Raw genomic sequence first — 17,868 nt, forward strand, 5'->3', positions numbered from 1 at the left:
AAAGTAGAATCCATTTTGGATTCTACTTTTTGTTGTTGAGTGTATCGGGTTCGACGATTCTCCCCCGCGCGAGACCCGGCTGGATTGTCTGTTTTGCCGTCACGCGTTTTAACATGAACGACAGCAGCATTGAGATGAACAGTAGGACCGACGCGATAAAGAATGACAGGTTGATGCCGTCGAGCATTGCCTGGTTCGTCTGTGCCGATGTCGGGTCGGCGACGCCGCTCAGTCTGAAATTCGTCCAGTTCTGCATGATGGTGATCAACAGTGCCGTGCCGACTGCACCGCTGACCTGCTGGAGCATACTGTTTAGTGACGAACCGTGCGGCGTCAGTGTCGCCGGCAAATCGTTCATGCCGTTGGTCATGACCGGTGTGTTGACGAGTGTCAGACCGACTGCACGTATCGCATAGATGGTGAGCAAATATCCGAATCCGGTATCGATTTCCAAGCGGCTGAAGAAAAATGTCGTCGCAGCAGCCATTGCGAGCCCGATGACCGCAAGTCTTCTCGGACCGAATATATCAAACAGTTTTCCGGATACAGGACTGAGCAGACCCATGATAAGTGCGCCCGGCAGCAATAAAAGCCCCGTTTCAAGCGGTGAAACGCCCTGAATTTCCTGCAGGAAAATGGGCATCAGTATCATACCTGAGAAAAGTGCCATATTATTCACACCGATGATGATGGCGGACAGTCTGTACATCGGAAAAGTGTACACTTTGAAATCGAGCATCGGACTTTGCATTTTCGTCTGTCGCATGACGTAAATATAGACGGCAATGATACCGATAAGTAATGTCAGCATGACATCAAAGGAGACCCAGCCGCTGTTTCCGGCGGCACTGAATCCGTAAAGGATACCCCCGAAACCGATCGTTGAAAGTATGACTGACGGAATGTCGAGCTTGGCATTATATTTGTTGCCGACTTCAGGCAGCTGGAAATATCCGACCGCAAGCACAATAAGTAAGACGGGAATCATCATATAAAAGAGCCAGTGCCATGATAATGTCTGAACGACAAAACCTGAAAGCGTCGGACCGATTGCCGGAGCAAAGAACATGACGAGACTGAATACACCCATCGCTGTTCCGCGTTTCTCCGGTGCAAAGCTCGTGATCATTACATTCATGAGCAGCGGCATTAAAATTGCGGATCCGGATGCCTGCAGCATACGTCCTAAAATTAAAATCGTAAAGGTGGGGGAAAAGCCGGCAACTGCCGTACCCGCGAGGAACAGCAGTAAGGCAGTCAGAAATAATTTCCGTGCACTGAATTTCTGCATTAAAAATGCGGTCGTCGGGACGACAATGCCCGAGACCAGCATATATGCAGTTGTCACCCACTGCACGGTGGCAGTGGTGACACCGAACTCATCTTTGATCGACGGCAGGGCAACGTTTAAAAATGTATTGGATAAAAAAGCGACAAAAGCACCGGAAAGCAGAATGATTATTAATCTGTAATCCGGTCTCTGTTCATTTTGTGATGACATAGATACCTATCCCCTAATTAAATAGAATATCTACAATTATATTCCGATTGCCGAAATAATCAAGCATTTTCACCTAGCCGATTCTGTTGTCTATCAATGTATAAATGAAAAATCCCAAAGTGATTCCGCCGAGTAATGAAAGCGGCAGACTATATCCTGCAATCATCGGGATCATTCCAAAAACAAAATTGAGTACAAAAACCAATATGGCCATCAGTATTAAAACCAGTAAAGTTTTAGTCATAAAATCAACCTCCTCGCTTCATGCTTAAAAAAGGTATAATATATAGAAATACTGTTACTTATAATAAAGAAAGAGGGATTATTATGCAAAAAGAGTTACTTACATTTCAATTGAAGACGGTCAGAGGATGGATTAAATATCACCTGGAAGATACAGATGATGATCTGATGGATATTGTACCTGCAGGTTTCAATAATAACCTTCACTGGCAGTTCGGCCATGTCATTGCGAATATGGAGAGTGAACTCGTACGTTTACTGGGTAAAAATGATGATGTTGAACAGCGTTTCAAAAAGTATTTCGGCACAGGCACAAGTCCGGATGACTTCGATGATGAAACACCGTCAACGGATGAAATCAAAACACTCCTTGACCAGCAGCAGAAAGAATACGGCGGACTGACTGAAGAGAGTCTGAAAGAAACACTGCCTGAGCCATTCATGGGCATGAAAACAAGCTATGAGCTGGCGGGCTTTATTATATTACATGAAAGCCTTCATGCCGGAAAAATACAGGAAATGAAGCGTCTGCTTGAAAATCAGTATTAATTTACAAATTTAATGAAACACTTACATTATGATAACAATATTAATGGTGCTATTATAATGTAGAGGTGAAAAGTATGAGTGCAATATATGATGGTGTTGCGGCGGAATATATTAACAATCGTGAACGTATCCCGGATGCGCTTCTTTCAAGCCTGAAAATCAGAGGGATTGATTTTGAAGGTGCTAAAATCGCCGACTTCGGCGCCGGTCCGGGATTTTTAAGTGATCTCTTGAGTGCAGAAGGCGGCATCGTCGATGCAGTCGAGCCGGTCGAGGCATTTATCAATCACGGCAAAGAGAGATTTAAAGATAATAATAAAGTGAATTTCAATTTAAGATATGCCGAAGATTCCGGCCTGCCTTCCCAAACATACGATATTGTGTTTGTGCTTAATGCATGGCACTGGTTTAATCGGTCAGAGGCGATTGAAGAAGCGGTGAGAATATTGAAACCGGATGGTCACCTGATCATCGCAGATATCAATATCGAAAGAAAAGCCGGCGCGGTCAAAGATACGATGAAAATTATAAAGCATAACAGAAAAAAGTATAAAGTGGAGACCCGGTTACATAAAGATAGAAAAGGTCATCTGATCAACAATTTCCCTGTCGGCTGGATAAAGGAATGGCAGGATTATAATTTTGACATCCGGGATTTGTACAAGAAGAATTACAAAATTGAATTTGATCGGAAAGAATGGGTTCAGAGACTCGGTACATACCGCAGTCTTGTGGAATTTAAAGAGAAGCACCGGCGGAAAACACTGAAAAAAATCAATCGTCATCTGAAGGAACACTATAAGGACGAAAAATGCAAAGTGCGGCATGAACTGAGTATCGTCATTTTAAAAAATAAAAATTAGAGATTGTGTAAGGGGCAGATCATGCCTCTTTTTTTTGTGAAATAAAGACATGGAAACGGTTTTAATTGTCTACTTATTTTAATATAAATTATAAGATGAATACAGAGCAGGATGAGTAAAACAAGAAAATAATACATGAAAACGATAACAACATGCATATATATCCATATTTAAGCAATACATTTAATATAACGGATATCGGATGAAATTTATATATCTTAATTTCATTGTAATATTGAATTATCTAAAAATTATAAATAGAATTACTATAGGAAATAAATCACATAAATCTTGAAAAGCATCGGTATTACTGTTATTATAATAAGTGAAGATAAGTCGTTAAGATATCTATGGATGAAATAAATTTCAAAATGAGGAGTGTTGGTTAAATGTTCGCATCAGATCGTTATTCAGCAGATTTAAAAATTAAAGAGTACAAGACAATCGCTATGAACAATGCAAAGCTGGACAATAAGAAGAAGGCTAAAAAGTCTTTCGCAAGCAGACTGGTAAGCATCATCAACCTGTAATGATTAAATGAAGAAACCGCCCCTGAAAAAGAAGAGGGGCGGTTTTTTATTTGCTGAAATTGAGCTGCCAGGATAATCCGAACTGGTCCTGGATATGGGCAAACTGACGGCCGGGGCCGTATTCATCAAGCGGTACGAGTATTGCGGCATTTCTTTTTAATTTTCTATAGTACAGCTCGATCTCATTCAAATCCCTGCACTCTACATATAAAGACATGCTCGGAGTGAAATTGAACTCTTTTGGCAGGCTGCTGTCGCTCAACATGATCTGCTGTCCGGTTATGGATATGACAGCCTGCATTATTTTTCCGGTCAATTCCGGTGTTTCCGGACCATACTCATGTAAATATTCCACTTCTAAATCATAGAAGACATCCTTATAGAAATTCAGTGCTTCCATCGCATTGCCGTTAAATGTCAGGAAGGGTAAAAGTGACTTCATGCTATCATTCCAATCTGGTTATTTCACCGTGTTACAGTGACATATACTGCATGTATATATGGTATACTACAAATGAAGTTTATGTAAAATCGTTGAAGTTTTTACGTCATAAATTGTAAAGAATTGGGACATGAAAATGAACAAAATTATAATTTCAGGTGTCATTACAGGTATGATAACAGGATTGCTGCTTTTACTGATGTTTGCATATATCCAGATTCAGTCAGGCATCCCCCTGATGGATTTACTATTGAATGTGGATTTCATCTATTCAGGGCCATTGAATATATTGACTGAAATCGGGCTGCATCTGATCGTCTCGATTGTCATCGCGATATTTTTAAAAGCGGCCTTTGTCTATAAACGATCGTGGTATATATTAATTACGGTAGTCACTTTTCTGATTACGGTGGCATTGTATTTTATACTGCAGGCAATCGGACACAGTGTCACAATATTCGATAACAGGATCGGGCTGACTTTATGGACGATATTTCACATCGGTTATTTTCAGTTAATCTACTATATGTATAAAATCGGCTATTGATTACCTGCTCAAATTTGAGCAGGTATTTTTGAAATTTTAAACAGGAGGCTAGATTATGCAGGACAGGGCAATGAAAATGTTAAACGAAATATTACAGGTCAGGGCGGATGTTTTTTCAGATGGAGAAAAGCTCTATAATTCCTGGCTTAAATATAATATTCGTGAACCCTATCAGAACAGTGCGAAGAACTTGGCAAACTACATGGCTTTCAGACAAAAGGACATGAGACACCTGCAGGAGGAGCTGATTCCGTGGGGCGTATCATCACTCGGACGTCTGGAAGTGGATGTGATGGGCACTTTGAATGCTGTAAGTAAAACATTGAGTCTTGTTGCCGGAAGCGAGCTTGAAGATGAAACGATTGATTACCGTTCAATGAGAACATTTGAAAACCGTTATAACCTGCTCAATAAACATACGGATGAAATATTCGGTTCAGGCAGTGACGACCGCAATACACATATATTGGTGACGATGCCCTCGGAAGCGGCGACGGACAAAGAGATGGTCGGGAATCTGATGGAAGCTGGCATGGATATGGCCCGCATCAATTGTGCACACGATGATGAGAGTGTATGGGAGAAAATGATTGATAATATAAAAGAGGCGTCGGATAAGAGTGGACGTGACTGTCAAATACTGATGGATATCAGTGGTCCGAAAATCCGTATAAAGAATTTGCTCACATCCAGACGAAACCCTAAACTGCTCGTCGGAGATAAATTCCTCTTGTCGAATCAAGAAGCGATGACATTGTCGAACGGTATAGAAATTGCCATTAATACGACAGTGCCTGAAGTACTTTCCAATGTGGATAAAGGTCAGCTTGTGAAGCTGGACGACGGACATATTGAAGCGGAAGTCATTGGAGTCAGAGACGGCGGTTTGATTTGTGAAACAGTGAAGACCGTCAAAGAGAATGGTGTCAAAGTGAAGACCGAGAAGGGCATCAATTTCCCTGATCTCGATATCAAATTGTCTGTGCTGACGGAAAAAGATTACAAAGATTTAAAATTCTCAGCTGCACATGCAGATGTGATTGCCTTTTCATTCATCAAATCGGCAGACGATATTAAAACGATAGAGGATGCGCTCGGGGAAGAATTGACTGAAGAGAAAGCGGGTCTGCCTGTTGTTGCAAAAATTGAGACGGCCGAAGCGATTGATAATATCCCAAGTATTATAGCGAGCGGCAGTGCGAGAAGACCGTTCGGTATCATGGTCGCACGCGGTGATCTGGCTGTCGAAATCGGTTATGAAAGATTGAGTGAAATTCAGGAAGAACTGCTGTGGATATGCGAAGCGGCACACGTGCCGGTCATTTGGGCGACACAGGTGCTTGAGTCACTTGTTAAAAGTGGTATACCGACCCGCTCTGAAATTTCGGATGTGGTTGCAGGTTCAAGAGCAGAATGCATCATGCTGAATAAGGGCGACTATATTGTGAGCGGCGTCAACGCTGTCGATGACATTTTAAAGAAATTTGAAAATCATCACCATAAGAAGACTTCCATGCTGCGGGCGCTGAATATTGCAGAACAGCAGTTTCAATAGTATTCAGACACAGTCCCGGACAGGACTGTGTCTTTTTTGGAGTGTGGTCATGGAGTCGCGGCGAGCAAATCGGTGTCGATTTGTGATGTGCCCGGAATTTGTGGTGTGAAAACGAGTAAGCCACTGGAAATCTGCCGTATGATCGAAAACGTCAGGGAAAACAAGCAAGTCATTTAATAATGACCGCTTACCAGGATATCAATGCGGCTCACAAACGTATCGGAGATCTTTATTTTCCAAAGTATAAAGGAGTGATTTTATGAAAAAAGCTTTGGCGATCATCAATAAAAAGGCAGGGCAGCGGCGGAATGGTTCTCTTGAGGAAGAGTTGATACATCAGTTGAATGGACAAAATTATGAAGTGATGATCAAGCATACACCGGAAAGCGGAGCTGAGGGGCTCACCAGGCAGTATGCGCATGGTAAAGATCTTATAGTAACAGTCGGCGGTGACGGGACGATCGGCGAAGTGATCAAAGGTCTTGGTCTGGAAAATCTTCAAATTCCGCTGGGGATCATTCCAACGGGGACCGTCAATGATTTTGCGCGTGTGCATAAAATTCCTCTGGATGCTTCGAAGGCGATCAACCGGCTGAATGCTGATAATAAAATTTCTTCGGATACGATTAAGTTGAATGATACATATGCGGGTTACTTGTTCGCACTCGGTTCTTTTATGACGGCATTCGCAAAGGTCGGTTCGGGTACAAAAAGTAAGATTGGACGGCTGTCCTACCTCTTTGCAGGCATGAATATGCTGCTTCAATTGAAGAAATATAAAGTGAAAATCAAAACGGATAATGAGGCATTTGAAACTGATGCCCACCTGACAATCGTGACGACGATGGCATCTGTCGGCAGTGTGACCCGGCTGATAGAGCATGCAGAGCCGGATGACGGTCTGCTGCATATTCTTAATATAGAGCCTGTCAATATTATTGAAGCGGGCCATATCATATTTCTGGCTGTGACCGGTAAAATTACGGGGCATCCCAAAGTGAGGTATTTAACATCCGAGAAGGCGGAAGTGACTGCGATCGGTTTAAACGATATGAATATAGACGGCGATCTTCATGATTATACTGATGCGGAACTGACGGTCATGAAAGGGAGACTCACTTTATTGGACCAGAGCAAGTAGTAAGAATAATTAAACATATACTCACCGTGTTGAAATATTATACTAAAGGCTATATGCTATACCGGTGATTAATAATTATGAGGAGGCATAGCGATGAAGATCAGAAAAAAACTCAAGAAAACCAACTTTGAAAAAAGAAAGTTATCTTGGAATCCAAAGATAACGATGCAGACTTTAATTAACTTTGTGACCATTATTGTCGGATCATTTTTATTTGCAATAGGGGTCAACTCATTCATGATTGCCGGCAACCTTGGTGAGGGTGGCTTCATCGGTATATCCATCATCCTCTACTATGCATTCGGAATCTCGACAGCAGCGAGTAACCTTGTGCTCAACTTCTTCATACTGATTGTCGGTTTTAAATTTTTAGGCAAACGTGCGATGTACTATACGATACTTACAATTCCGATGACTTCGCTGATGTTATGGATAACGGAAGACTGGCAGGTCCAGTCGGGTGAGATTCTTGTTAACACCGTATTCGGAGGTCTGTTCATCGGGCTCGGAATCGGGCTGATCATCCGTATCGGTGCGACAACTGCAGGGACAACAATTTTAGCCCGCATGGCGAATAAATTTCTCGATGTCAACGTCTCGTATGCACTGTTATTCTTCGACGTCATCGTCGTGACCATCGGTGTGCTGACGGTGCTGACATTGGAGCAGGGTCTGCTTACAATCATCGCGCTGTATGTGGCGACCAAGGTGATGGACTTTATTATAGAAGGTATGAATCCAAAAAAGGCGATCACCATCATTTCGGAGAAACCGGAAGTGCTGGGTAAGATGGTCAATACGGAAATCAGGCGCGGCGTGACGATCATGGACGGCAGAGGGTTTTATTCCAAACGGGATAAAGATATTTTATATGTCGTCATCAATAAATCTCAGCTGACACGGTTGAAGCGGCTGATCAAGAAATACGATGAAAATGCCTTTGTCGTCGTCCACGATGTGAACAGTGTACTCGGAAATTACTTTATATAAAATGGAAAAAGACAGGCGCTGCCTGTCTTTTTTGTTCCCGATTTAATTATTATTATCTTCTTCAAATAATTTTTGTTCGAGCATGTCTTTTTTAGCAATTTCCTCCTGATCTTTGTTGATCCATTCGATCAAGTATTTCTGATAATGCTTCATCAGCCATCCGACGATTTTACCGACGAAATATGCCGCGGCCAATGTACCGATACCGATGGAGCCCAATGATTGGACGAAAATGATGCTGATTATTCCTGCGATGATGATATTCAGCATATCACTGGTGATTTTTGCGTTACTGAACTGCATGTTGAACGTTTCACTGATGACATGGGTTAATTCATCATATGGCATCAAAGGGAATTTCGCATTGAAGTATCCAAGCAGGCCGAGGGAAATGACAAAAAGGCTGATGAGTAAAAACATCCATCGCATCACCATTGTTTCAGGGGCAGGCAAGAGCTGTACGAGGAACAAAGTCAAATCCATAAAGAAACCGAAAAAGAATGTAATCAATAATTGTACGGCTGCTTCTCTTAAATTGAATTTTCTGCTTAAAACAATCTGAATGATAATGAATAGTATATTGGCGATTATTGTCGTCATCCCGATGGATATGCCGAACGATAATGTAAATGCATAGGCCAATGAGGAAACAGGTGAGACACCGAGGTTTGCTTCTATTGAAAAACTGACACCTAGTGACAGTACGAATAAACCAATTAAATATAAAGAAAGACGTTTTATAGTCATTTTAATGTGATCGATAGCTATTCTCCTTCGGATTAAAAACTCATAGATGTAATTTTATCATAGTAACTGTTATATTAATAATATATGTTTTTAATGATAATCATATACTAATACATATGATGGAGGGGTATAAAATGGATATCCGGCAGTTATACTATTATAAAGAAATCGTTGATCAGGGAAATATTTCAAAGGCGGCTGAAGTATTGCACATTGGGCAACCGCCGCTGAGTCAGTTATTAAAAAAACTGGAGACGGAATTGAATACGACTTTAATCCACAGATACAGACAGGAATGGAAAGTTACCGAATCGGGCAATTTATTATATCGATACGCAGAACAGATGATCAGCCAGATGGAAGAAGTGAAAAATCGGATTCATGAAATTGAGGAAGGTGTCGGAGGGACGATACATATAGGTATTTCCACTGCGTGCTCCAATATGCTGATGGATTATATTGTACTTTTCAGGGCACAATATTCCGAAATTAAAATCAATATCATTACCGGTGATTCTGAAGGGTTGCTGAAAAAACTGGAGAACAAGGAAATTGATATTGCTTTACTGTTAAAACCGAATAAGACAGAACAATACGAAATGAAAAATTTGAAAAAGGAACATGCGGTCCTCATCGTTCCTGACCAGTGGGCCGCTTCGCTGTCTGCACAGCCAACATTGAAGGAAATTTCCGAGCTTCCGTTTATCATGCTCGGGGCAATGGAAGGCCATTCATTTCACGGCAGTCTATTGAAGGCTTTTGAAGCATATGAAGTAAAACCGAATACTGTTGTTGAATGTAAAGACATCCCGATGGTCGTTTCCCTGGTCAATCGGGGGCTCGGGGTGTCCATCATGCCGCGTATGCATTACAAGTCTTCATTGTATGAACATTTGACAATCTACGAACTGGAGCAGTTCGATTTCAGTGTGGAGCCTGTCATGATGAAAATGAAGGATGCACCCATCTCAAAAGCGGCATCGCAATTTTGGGAAATCGTCAAATAGGCGGATTTGACGAAGGGATTAAATAAGGTTGTGCTGATGGTATTTTGCAGTTCATCTGGATTTCGTTTCCTCTGTCACTTGAACAGCTGCATCGTTTCTGGGATGCAAAACCATATAGACATGGTCTATCCAAAAAACCTGCTCATTTATCATCGATTGAATCGGTGATAAATGAGCAGGTTTTATTTGTTACTTCTTCGAAATACGTGGAAATCCTCCATGGAGGTGATCTGTTCAAAACCTTTATGATGAAACCAGTTGATTGTGAAGGACTGGGTCACTTTTCTGCCGGATATGATGTAAATATCATCGACATCTGCCGTTTCCTGCAAATATAGATCCAGCACTTTGGAGGCGATGCCTCTGGAAACATAATCATCATGGATTAAAAAATTATTGACATATTGAGTGAAAGTATGATCGCCTGAGGAGCGGAGGAGGCCGATCAGTCTGCCGTCTTCCCATGCTGTGACGACATAATCTGAATGTTTAATGGCATAATGTAATTCATCATACCGGTCTTCATACTTTTTAATTTGTTTTGGCTCGAAAAATTCTATTAAAGACGCTTTGGAAATATATTTATCTGTCGATAACTGAACCATCGCAATCACCCCTCTGTTAACACTATCTTAATTGAATACTTCGAAAATTGAAAGAAATAATTGTCTTTTTGGAAAACGTTTTCTATAATTGATGTGATATGTGTAATTATGATTGAAAATTGAAAATTTATATTTACTTGGGGGATGCTGATGTTTTTAGCAATATTCAAGGAGACTGTGAAAAAGATTGTTCGCAATAAAAAGAACAGGCTGATGCTTATATTGTCTGTAATCGGCATTGTACTTTATGCATTGTTGGCAGTTTCCAATAATGAAAATATCCTGACCGTCTACAAGGATCAGATTGAGCTTGAGACTTATGCTGAATATGGCCAAAAGGAGTCACGGCTGGACGCGGGGGATATCGCAATCAATTCTTTTACAGGTGTGGATACATACTCTTTGGCCAAACGGAATTATGAATTGAATTATTCTTTTTTGAAAACGATCAATGAAGGGGACATCAACCGGCTGGTGGAGCTGCAGACATCACAGATGCCATCGTATCAGATGGAAGATATCAATGAATATCTGGATGAAAAATATACCGGTGATTTTCAGATGAAGGAATTTGAACGGGTGGCGATTTTTCAGCAGATGGATGCACTGGGCGAACTGGATGATGTGACCAGTCATATTTATAACAATAAAAGTGCGTTCCAGCAGCTGCATTCGTTTTTTACCGGTTTCGGACCGTTGATTATTTTATTTCTGACTGTTTTTGTAGCGAGTGAAATTTTGACCGACGACAGAAAGCACAGGACAATAAAGGCCGGGCAGCCGGTGGGTTTCAGAAAATACATATTTTATCAGTCGGTCACGGTATTCACGATTATGACAGCGGCGACGGCTGCTTTAATTACATTATTCATATTGGTGACAGGGCTGCTGTATGGTTTCGGACCGCTGTCATTGGATGTCACTCAGTATATGTACCAAGATGGATACCGGGGAGAGGAAACGAACTTCTTTAATATTCCTTTAAGCACATTTTTAATCCAGTCATGTGTGCTGACAGTCGTCTTAATCTATTTATTCGTCCGTATCAACGCAGTGCTTTCACTCGTGTTCAGGCATGACATCATTGTTATGATCATCGGATTTTTACTGGTGGCGTTCAACAGGATATATTCAGGCGGCAGTGAAGAAACTGTACTGGGACTGCCTGCACATATATTTCCGCAGAACTATTTTGAATTTGGAACGGTTTTGAACGGCGTTCAAAACTACTTGACGATGTCGGATCAGTTTACTTTCATGAATGGATTGATCGTACTGGCAGTGACGATTGTCGTCATAGAAACCATTTTATACGTGATTGTCTTCTGGATGGACCGTCAGAAATTTGAAAGGGCGGTGGGCTGATATGCGTATGTTCAAATGGGATTTATTGAAAATACTGCGTGACTGGAAAGTCCGCATCATTTTAATTGCATTGTTTCTATTTATAGCGAGTTTTTCTATGCTATATCAAAATCGTTCGATTGAGCTGCCGCTCGAAGAGACAAGGGACCAGTATGAGCAGACGGTCGGGATTTTCAATGTCATACCGGATGAAGATTTCGAAACGGAAACAGGACAGGAAATTTACGATAAGCTTGCCGAGCAGCAGGAGATTCTCGGCAACCAGCGTTATATATTGAATCAGAAAGAAGGCAATACAGTCGAAGGGTTGGAAGATATTGTCGCCGACTATGTCGAGCAGGGCATTATCATGACTGAGAACCAGCTGTCGTTTTATGAAGCGGATGACTTTGAATCGCAGGAACTGCTGCTCACTTTCATCCCGCCTGAAGAAGCGCTTGAAGAGGATTTGAGGTTTTTAAATTATCTGCAGGAAGAAAATGTGGAAATCGACTGGAATCCGATGTCGCCGTCACTTGTATTGTTTAATCTGGTGAATCTGATTTCCGGTGTCGTGATATTTATCATTGCAGCAATACTCGGCGCCGACCGGTTTTCAAGAGACCAGGAATATAACTGGAGTATCACTCAGGGGATACCGCTCTCCTGGGCCGCCCAGTGGCGGATAAGAACACTCATTTCCTGGGTTCTCATATGGCTTGCGGTCATGGCAGGGGTCTTTATTTCCTACTGGCTCAATACACTGTCCACGGATTCAGGAACGATCCGTTATCCTGTGTCGATTCTTGGCGGTGACAATGCGGAGTACATCAGCATATTGGAATATTCGCTGCTTGTCATCGGGCTGTCGATGATATTGAGTTATATCATCGTCAAACTGTCCACGGGGCTGAGTTTCGTATTCAGGAATATTTATCTGACGATCACTCTGGTCATTGTAGTATTTTATGTACCGGTCATATTGCTTCAGTTTCCGGCGATGGCGGAGTGGAATCCGCTGACGTATCTGCAGATTCAGCCGCTTATCAGCGGAGAATATGCTATTTCGGAAAACATCAGTGTGCCGAGAATCATGATAAACTTCATCATCTTATATATCATTTTGGAAATCATCTTTCATTTCATATTCAAATTGATACCGACACGTACAGGCAAGCTTGAAAGGAGGAAAAACTGATGGCACTCGATGTCAGAAATTTAACGATCAAGTATGGCGACCATACAGTTTTAAACGAGGTGAACTTTAATATCGAAGACGGGTCGATCATCGGTCTGGTTGCGCCGAACAGGACCGGAAAGACGACGTTGTTCAACGCAATCATCCGTTTCATCCCGATCCATGAGGGCAGTATTACGATAGACGGCAGGGAGTATAAAAACACTTCGCAAGATATTAAGGCACTGCATAAAATTGTAACGTTTTTCCCGGACCAGGCTGAACTTTATGAAGATTTCAACGGCTATGAGCATATTCAGATGTACCGTGATATTTGGAATAAAGATAAGAAGAACATTGATGATATCATCAGGAGACTGAACATGGAGAGTTACGTCAAAAATAAAGTGAAGACTTATTCTCTCGGTATGAGGCAGAGACTGTGTTTTGCGATGATGATTGCAGCGAACACGAAAGTGATGTTCATGGATGAAATCATGAACGGGCTGGATCCGGTGAACGTCGAACTCGTGAGCAACGTCTTAAGGGAGATCAAGGAAGACGGCAAGATTATCATCGTTGCGAGCCACCTGCTGGACAACCTTGATGAATATGCGGATGAGATTTTCTTTTTAAATCAGAAAGATGTCTATTATACTTACAACCGTGAGAAGGAAACCGATGAATATATCAAGGGGTTTATTCACAAAGAAAAGCTTGAGAAACTGGGGGCTCTTCCCGAAGGGACAATCTACCTGAACAATGACCGTATCTGTATACCGACTGCAGAACTCGCGAGAGAGGCTGTCAATGCCGTCATCAATACGCTCCGTGACATGAGCAGCCGGTCGGTCAGTCTCAGGCCGCTCGGTACGAATGAGCATTACCTGCGGATTTATAAAGGGGAGCAGTCCTATGAAACAGATTAGTGTACTGCTTATGACTTTGTTTCTCGCAGGGTGCGGGTTTTCGGGCATCATGACTGAGAAATACGACGGTGAAACTATGGAAGTCAATGAAGAAGCGGCTGAGCTTTATAAAAATGAGAATAAACTTCTGAACGCAGGAATGGAGAACCGGTTTCATTTTCTGAATACGACCGTAGAAAGAACCGCTGAAAGCACCGGAGAAGCGGTAACGATTTCCGCCGGCAGTTATGACATCGGGGAAGATATCGAAGAAGGCAGGTATCAAATCGGCGGGGGTGACACCAGTGCCGGAGCACTCGTCACATACGACTCGGAAGGGACACGTCTCGTGGAAGTCACTTTGGGTTATTTTTCAGATCAGATGGTTTTGGATTTGACGGACGGTATGCAGCTCGACTATAAAGTGAGGGACGGAGAAATCGAGCTCACACCGGTTGAGGACATCATACTGAGTGAAATAGAAAATGGAAATATCATTATCCCTTCCGGTGTTCATGAAATCGGCAGACATCTGGAGGCGGGGGAATATTCGCTTGTCACCGATGAACTGCCAGTGCAGCGTGCTGACGGTGAAAAAGACGTTTACGTCAATTATTTGTCGACATATTCTTATATCGCTAATGAGCCGCTGCTTGAAGAAGAGGGCATGGATACTGAAGAATTGCTTGTCACTTTGAATGAAGGTGATATGATTATTACAGAGTATCCAATAACAATCAGGAAAGAGTGAATCGGTAATGGAATTTTATAATTATCAGAAAGAAAATGTTGAGGCAACACCTGAAAGAGTGTTTGAATTCGTCAACGATGATGTAAAACTGCAGGAGATTTTCAGCATAGTGGATAATATTGAATATAATACAACTGAAAAAAGAAATGAAGGTACAAAATTCCGGACGACTTTGAATGTTAAAGGGAAAACGTATCGTTTCCGCAGTGAAATCATTGAATATCAGGCAGACAGAAAGATCACGGTCCGTTCAAGGTTGAAGCAGGGGGACGTGCTGACACACTTCACTGTCGTTCCGAATAACGGCGGCGTGGATATTTCAGTCCGCTCGGAACTCCGCAACGGCAAGATGGGTGCAAAAGTGCTTGTCACAACGATGAAGCCGGTCGTAAATATCGTTATGAACCGCGAGCTGAACAAATTTATCGGTCATATAGAAAAATAAATGATTGCATGAAAACAAGTCTTTTTACTGGCTTGTTTTTTTATTTTAACGACAATAGAAAAATTTTATCTTTATTCCTAGTATATTACTATGTATAATGTTAATCGAAAGGGATGATAATTATGAAAAGATTACATATTTTGTTATTTGGGATGTTGCTGCTGCTCTCAGCCTGTGCAGATGACAGCGATGTTGAAGAATCGGCTGAAGAAGATACGGCAATCGAAGAAACGACTGACGAGGAGATCACTTTCAGTCTGCAGGCATTGCCGAGCTCACTCGACCCGCATGCAGCGAATGACGGCTATTCCTTATATGTCATGACGAACATTTATGAAACACTTGTAAAGCTGAATCAGGACCTTGAGCTGGAACCGGGTCTTGCCGAGTCTTATGAACAGGTCGATGATACGACTTGGGAATTTGTTCTGCGTGAAGGTGTCACGTTCCATGACGGCAGCGAATTCAACGCTGAAGTGGTCAAGGCCAATCTGGACCGTGTCCGGGATGAGGCAGTCGGTGCGCCTTTGGAATTTTTATTTACAGAGATTTCGGAAGTGGAAATCATCGATGACTACACCGTTCAAATACATACGGATGAACCGTTTGCGGCACTGCCGGCGCACCTGGCGCATCCCGGCGGACATATGATCAGTAAAGAAGTCATCGACGCGGATTATGCGCAGATGGAAGAGGGCGGCGACCCGCTGACAGAAGTGCACAAAAATCCTGTAGGTACAGGTTTTTTCGAATTTGAAGAAGTTGTTGAAGGGGATCACGTCACACTCGTCAGAAATGATGACTACTGGGGAGAGGCGGCAAGCCCATCAGAAGTGACGTTCAAAGCGGTACCGGAAGATGCGACAAGAATCGCTGAATTATCAACGGCAGATGCAGATCTGATCTACCCGGTGAATCCGAGTGACGTCGAACAGATTGACAGTACGGACGGCACTTATGTTGAACAGAACCAAAGTGCAAATATGACTTATATGGGCTTCAACACTGAAGTCGAGCCGTTTGATAATGCGGATGTCAGACGTGCGATTGCGATGGCGATCAACAAAGAAGACATCATCAATGAAATGCTTGAAGGGATACCTGAAGTGGCGACGACACCGCTGAACCCGACAGTGAACGGCTACAGTGAAAATATCGAGCCGGTCGAGTATGATGTCGAAGGTGCGAAAGAATTGATCGAAGAAGCGGGATACGGCGACGGCTTTACTGCTGAAATTCTTGTCAGAGACAGAACGACTGCAGATATCGCGACGTTTATCCAGGGGGAGCTTGAAGCATTGAACATCGATATTGAAATCAATCAGATGGAGTCCGGTGCGTATCAGGAATATACAGCCGACGGCAACCACGATATATTCATGGGTGCTTGGGGAACTGTGACACTGGATGCAGACTATGGCCTGTACCCGATGTTCCACTCGGATAATATCGGTGCACCGGGCAACAGAACCCGCTATGTCAACGAAGAGGTGGACACACTGCTGGATGATGCGAGAACGGAAACGGATGAAGAGATGAGAATGCAGCTGTATGAAGATGCCCAGCAGATCATAGTGGACGAAGCACCGCTTGTGCCGATTTATCATTCCGTGCTCCTTGCGGGACTGCAGGAAGATTTATCCGGCTATTATCAGTATCCGAGCAGCTTCCCTTATTTAAAAGATTTGACGAGAGAATAAAAAATACCCAAAACATGAAAATTTTTATGGCTGTCTATTCATCTTATTGGTATAGTAATAATATAGAAAAAGATTGAATGGAGGTTTACCATGGAAGTCGTTACAGCTGAAGATTATGATGGTATGAGCAAAGAAGCAGCAAAATTTATATATGAGGCAATTGTAGAAAATCCAAACATCACACTCGGTTTGGCAACGGGATCGACACCACAAAAAATGTATCAATACCTGGCGGATATGCTGAATGAAAACAATATAGATCTCTCGAATGTGCACACAGTGAATCTCGATGAATATGTCGGGCTTGATGACGACAACGCACAGAGTTATCATTACTTCATGCTTGAGGAATTTTTCAATAAAGTGAATATTCCTTTGGAGAACACACATATACCGGATGGTAAAAGTGAAGATCTGGAAGCGGAAGTCGCAAATTTCGAGAAAATAATCGAAGACCTCGGCGGCATCGACCTGCAGTTACTCGGCGTCGGCCGTAACGGTCACATCGGCTTTAACGAACCAGGTACTCCGTTCGATAGCAGAACTCAGGTCGTCAGCCTCACGGATGTGACGATCAAAGACAACTCAAGATTCTTCGACAAGATTGAAGACGTGCCGACACGCGCACTCTCCATGGGACTTGAGACGATCATGGATGCCAAATCCATCCTGTTCCTCGCTTCCGGAGAAGCGAAAAGGGATGCGGTCAATTCACTGATCAACGGTGAAATCACTGAAGAAATTCCGGTGACAATTTTACAGAAGCACGATGATCTGACAGTAATGCTCGACAAAGATGTCCTGGGCGAATAAAGATCATCAG

The 17,868-nt window shown here is 42.5% G+C and carries 20 protein-coding genes; 15 read left to right on the forward strand and 5 right to left on the reverse strand.

Features of this window, described 5'->3' with window-relative positions; translation table 11 throughout:
* Nucleotides 1–22: 22 nt before the first annotated feature.
* A complete protein-coding gene (locus tag BO48_RS10360; RefSeq protein WP_496367393.1) occupies nucleotides 23–1,501 on the reverse strand; it encodes an MDR family MFS transporter in 1,479 nt (492 codons plus the stop codon).
* Nucleotides 1,502–1,574: 73 nt separating this feature from the next.
* Nucleotides 1,575–1,745 carry a hypothetical protein gene (locus tag BO48_RS10365; protein WP_496367394.1) on the reverse strand — a complete coding sequence of 57 codons (171 nt, stop codon included), beginning with the start codon at nucleotides 1,743–1,745 and terminating at the stop codon, nucleotides 1,575–1,577.
* 83 nt (nucleotides 1,746–1,828) lie between these two features.
* On the opposite strand from BO48_RS10365, the gene BO48_RS10370 reads away from it, so the two are divergent.
* From BO48_RS10370 to BO48_RS10380, 3 genes are all read left to right on the forward strand, one after another.
* The gene (locus tag BO48_RS10370; protein ID WP_496367395.1) at nucleotides 1,829–2,293 is read left to right on the forward strand and encodes a DinB family protein; all 465 of its coding nucleotides are present in this window, start codon (nucleotides 1,829–1,831) and stop codon (nucleotides 2,291–2,293) included.
* A 74-nt stretch (nucleotides 2,294–2,367) separates the two neighbouring features.
* The gene (locus BO48_RS10375; protein ID WP_496367396.1) at nucleotides 2,368–3,156 is read left to right on the forward strand and encodes a class I SAM-dependent methyltransferase; all 789 of its coding nucleotides are present in this window, start codon (nucleotides 2,368–2,370) and stop codon (nucleotides 3,154–3,156) included.
* 389 nt (nucleotides 3,157–3,545) lie between these two features.
* Complete coding sequence (locus BO48_RS10380) at nucleotides 3,546–3,686, forward strand: hypothetical protein (protein WP_496367397.1); 141 nt, start codon at nucleotides 3,546–3,548, stop codon at nucleotides 3,684–3,686.
* 46 nt (nucleotides 3,687–3,732) lie between these two features.
* Here the strand turns inward: BO48_RS10380 and BO48_RS10385 are convergent, their stop codons facing one another.
* A complete protein-coding gene (locus BO48_RS10385; protein WP_496367398.1) occupies nucleotides 3,733–4,128 on the reverse strand; it encodes a VOC family protein in 396 nt (131 codons plus the stop codon).
* 136 nt (nucleotides 4,129–4,264) lie between these two features.
* Between BO48_RS10385 and BO48_RS10390 the strand changes: the two genes are divergently transcribed.
* The 4 genes from BO48_RS10390 to BO48_RS10405 all read left to right on the forward strand — a co-directional run bounded on the left by BO48_RS10390 (nucleotide 4,265) and on the right by BO48_RS10405 (nucleotide 8,361).
* Nucleotides 4,265–4,675 (forward strand): hypothetical protein, encoded by a 411-nt coding sequence (locus tag BO48_RS10390; RefSeq protein WP_496367399.1) that lies wholly within the window; start codon nucleotides 4,265–4,267, stop codon nucleotides 4,673–4,675.
* A gap of 55 nt (nucleotides 4,676–4,730) precedes the next feature.
* A complete protein-coding gene (locus BO48_RS10395; RefSeq protein WP_496367400.1) occupies nucleotides 4,731–6,230 on the forward strand; it encodes a pyruvate kinase in 1,500 nt (499 codons plus the stop codon).
* A gap of 259 nt (nucleotides 6,231–6,489) precedes the next feature.
* The gene (locus BO48_RS10400; RefSeq protein WP_496367401.1) at nucleotides 6,490–7,371 is read left to right on the forward strand and encodes a diacylglycerol/lipid kinase family protein; all 882 of its coding nucleotides are present in this window, start codon (nucleotides 6,490–6,492) and stop codon (nucleotides 7,369–7,371) included.
* A 93-nt stretch (nucleotides 7,372–7,464) separates the two neighbouring features.
* Nucleotides 7,465–8,361 carry a YitT family protein gene (locus tag BO48_RS10405; RefSeq protein WP_496367402.1) on the forward strand — a complete coding sequence of 299 codons (897 nt, stop codon included), beginning with the start codon at nucleotides 7,465–7,467 and terminating at the stop codon, nucleotides 8,359–8,361.
* A 42-nt stretch (nucleotides 8,362–8,403) separates the two neighbouring features.
* On the opposite strand, the gene BO48_RS10410 is transcribed toward BO48_RS10405, so the two are convergent.
* Nucleotides 8,404–9,108: a YczE/YyaS/YitT family protein gene (locus tag BO48_RS10410; RefSeq protein ID WP_496367403.1), complete on the reverse strand. Its 705-nt coding sequence runs from the start codon at nucleotides 9,106–9,108 to the stop codon at nucleotides 8,404–8,406.
* Between the two features lie 134 nt (nucleotides 9,109–9,242).
* On the opposite strand from BO48_RS10410, the gene BO48_RS10415 reads away from it, so the two are divergent.
* Nucleotides 9,243–10,115: a LysR family transcriptional regulator gene (locus BO48_RS10415; RefSeq protein WP_496367404.1), complete on the forward strand. Its 873-nt coding sequence runs from the start codon at nucleotides 9,243–9,245 to the stop codon at nucleotides 10,113–10,115.
* Between the two features lie 182 nt (nucleotides 10,116–10,297).
* Here BO48_RS10415 and BO48_RS10420 read toward each other — a convergent pair whose 3' ends face one another.
* Nucleotides 10,298–10,720 (reverse strand): GNAT family N-acetyltransferase, encoded by a 423-nt coding sequence (locus BO48_RS10420; RefSeq protein ID WP_496367405.1) that lies wholly within the window; start codon nucleotides 10,718–10,720, stop codon nucleotides 10,298–10,300.
* A gap of 150 nt (nucleotides 10,721–10,870) precedes the next feature.
* On the opposite strand from BO48_RS10420, the gene BO48_RS10425 reads away from it, so the two are divergent.
* From BO48_RS10425 to nagB, 7 genes are all read left to right on the forward strand, one after another.
* Entirely contained in the window at nucleotides 10,871–12,085 is a 1,215-nt protein-coding gene (locus tag BO48_RS10425) for a hypothetical protein (protein ID WP_496367406.1), read from the forward strand.
* Nucleotide 12,086: 1 nt separating this feature from the next.
* Nucleotides 12,087–13,262: a hypothetical protein gene (locus BO48_RS10430; RefSeq protein ID WP_496367407.1), complete on the forward strand. Its 1,176-nt coding sequence runs from the start codon at nucleotides 12,087–12,089 to the stop codon at nucleotides 13,260–13,262.
* Nucleotides 13,262–14,170 (forward strand): ABC transporter ATP-binding protein, encoded by a 909-nt coding sequence (locus BO48_RS10435; RefSeq protein WP_496367408.1) that lies wholly within the window; start codon nucleotides 13,262–13,264, stop codon nucleotides 14,168–14,170. The genes BO48_RS10430 and BO48_RS10435 overlap by 1 nt, the downstream gene beginning before the upstream one ends.
* A complete protein-coding gene (locus BO48_RS10440) occupies nucleotides 14,157–14,900 on the forward strand; it encodes a hypothetical protein (protein ID WP_496367409.1) in 744 nt (247 codons plus the stop codon). The genes BO48_RS10435 and BO48_RS10440 overlap by 14 nt, the downstream gene beginning before the upstream one ends.
* A gap of 7 nt (nucleotides 14,901–14,907) precedes the next feature.
* The gene (locus tag BO48_RS10445; RefSeq protein WP_496367410.1) at nucleotides 14,908–15,345 is read left to right on the forward strand and encodes an SRPBCC family protein; all 438 of its coding nucleotides are present in this window, start codon (nucleotides 14,908–14,910) and stop codon (nucleotides 15,343–15,345) included.
* Between the two features lie 122 nt (nucleotides 15,346–15,467).
* Nucleotides 15,468–17,045 (forward strand): glutathione ABC transporter substrate-binding protein, encoded by a 1,578-nt coding sequence (locus BO48_RS10450; protein ID WP_496367411.1) that lies wholly within the window; start codon nucleotides 15,468–15,470, stop codon nucleotides 17,043–17,045.
* A gap of 90 nt (nucleotides 17,046–17,135) precedes the next feature.
* A complete protein-coding gene (gene nagB / locus BO48_RS10455; RefSeq protein ID WP_496367412.1) occupies nucleotides 17,136–17,858 on the forward strand; it encodes a glucosamine-6-phosphate deaminase in 723 nt (240 codons plus the stop codon).
* The last annotated feature ends 10 nt before the right edge of the window (nucleotides 17,859–17,868 follow it).

Source organism: Lacicoccus kunmingensis DSM 17847, from assembly GCF_059568765.1.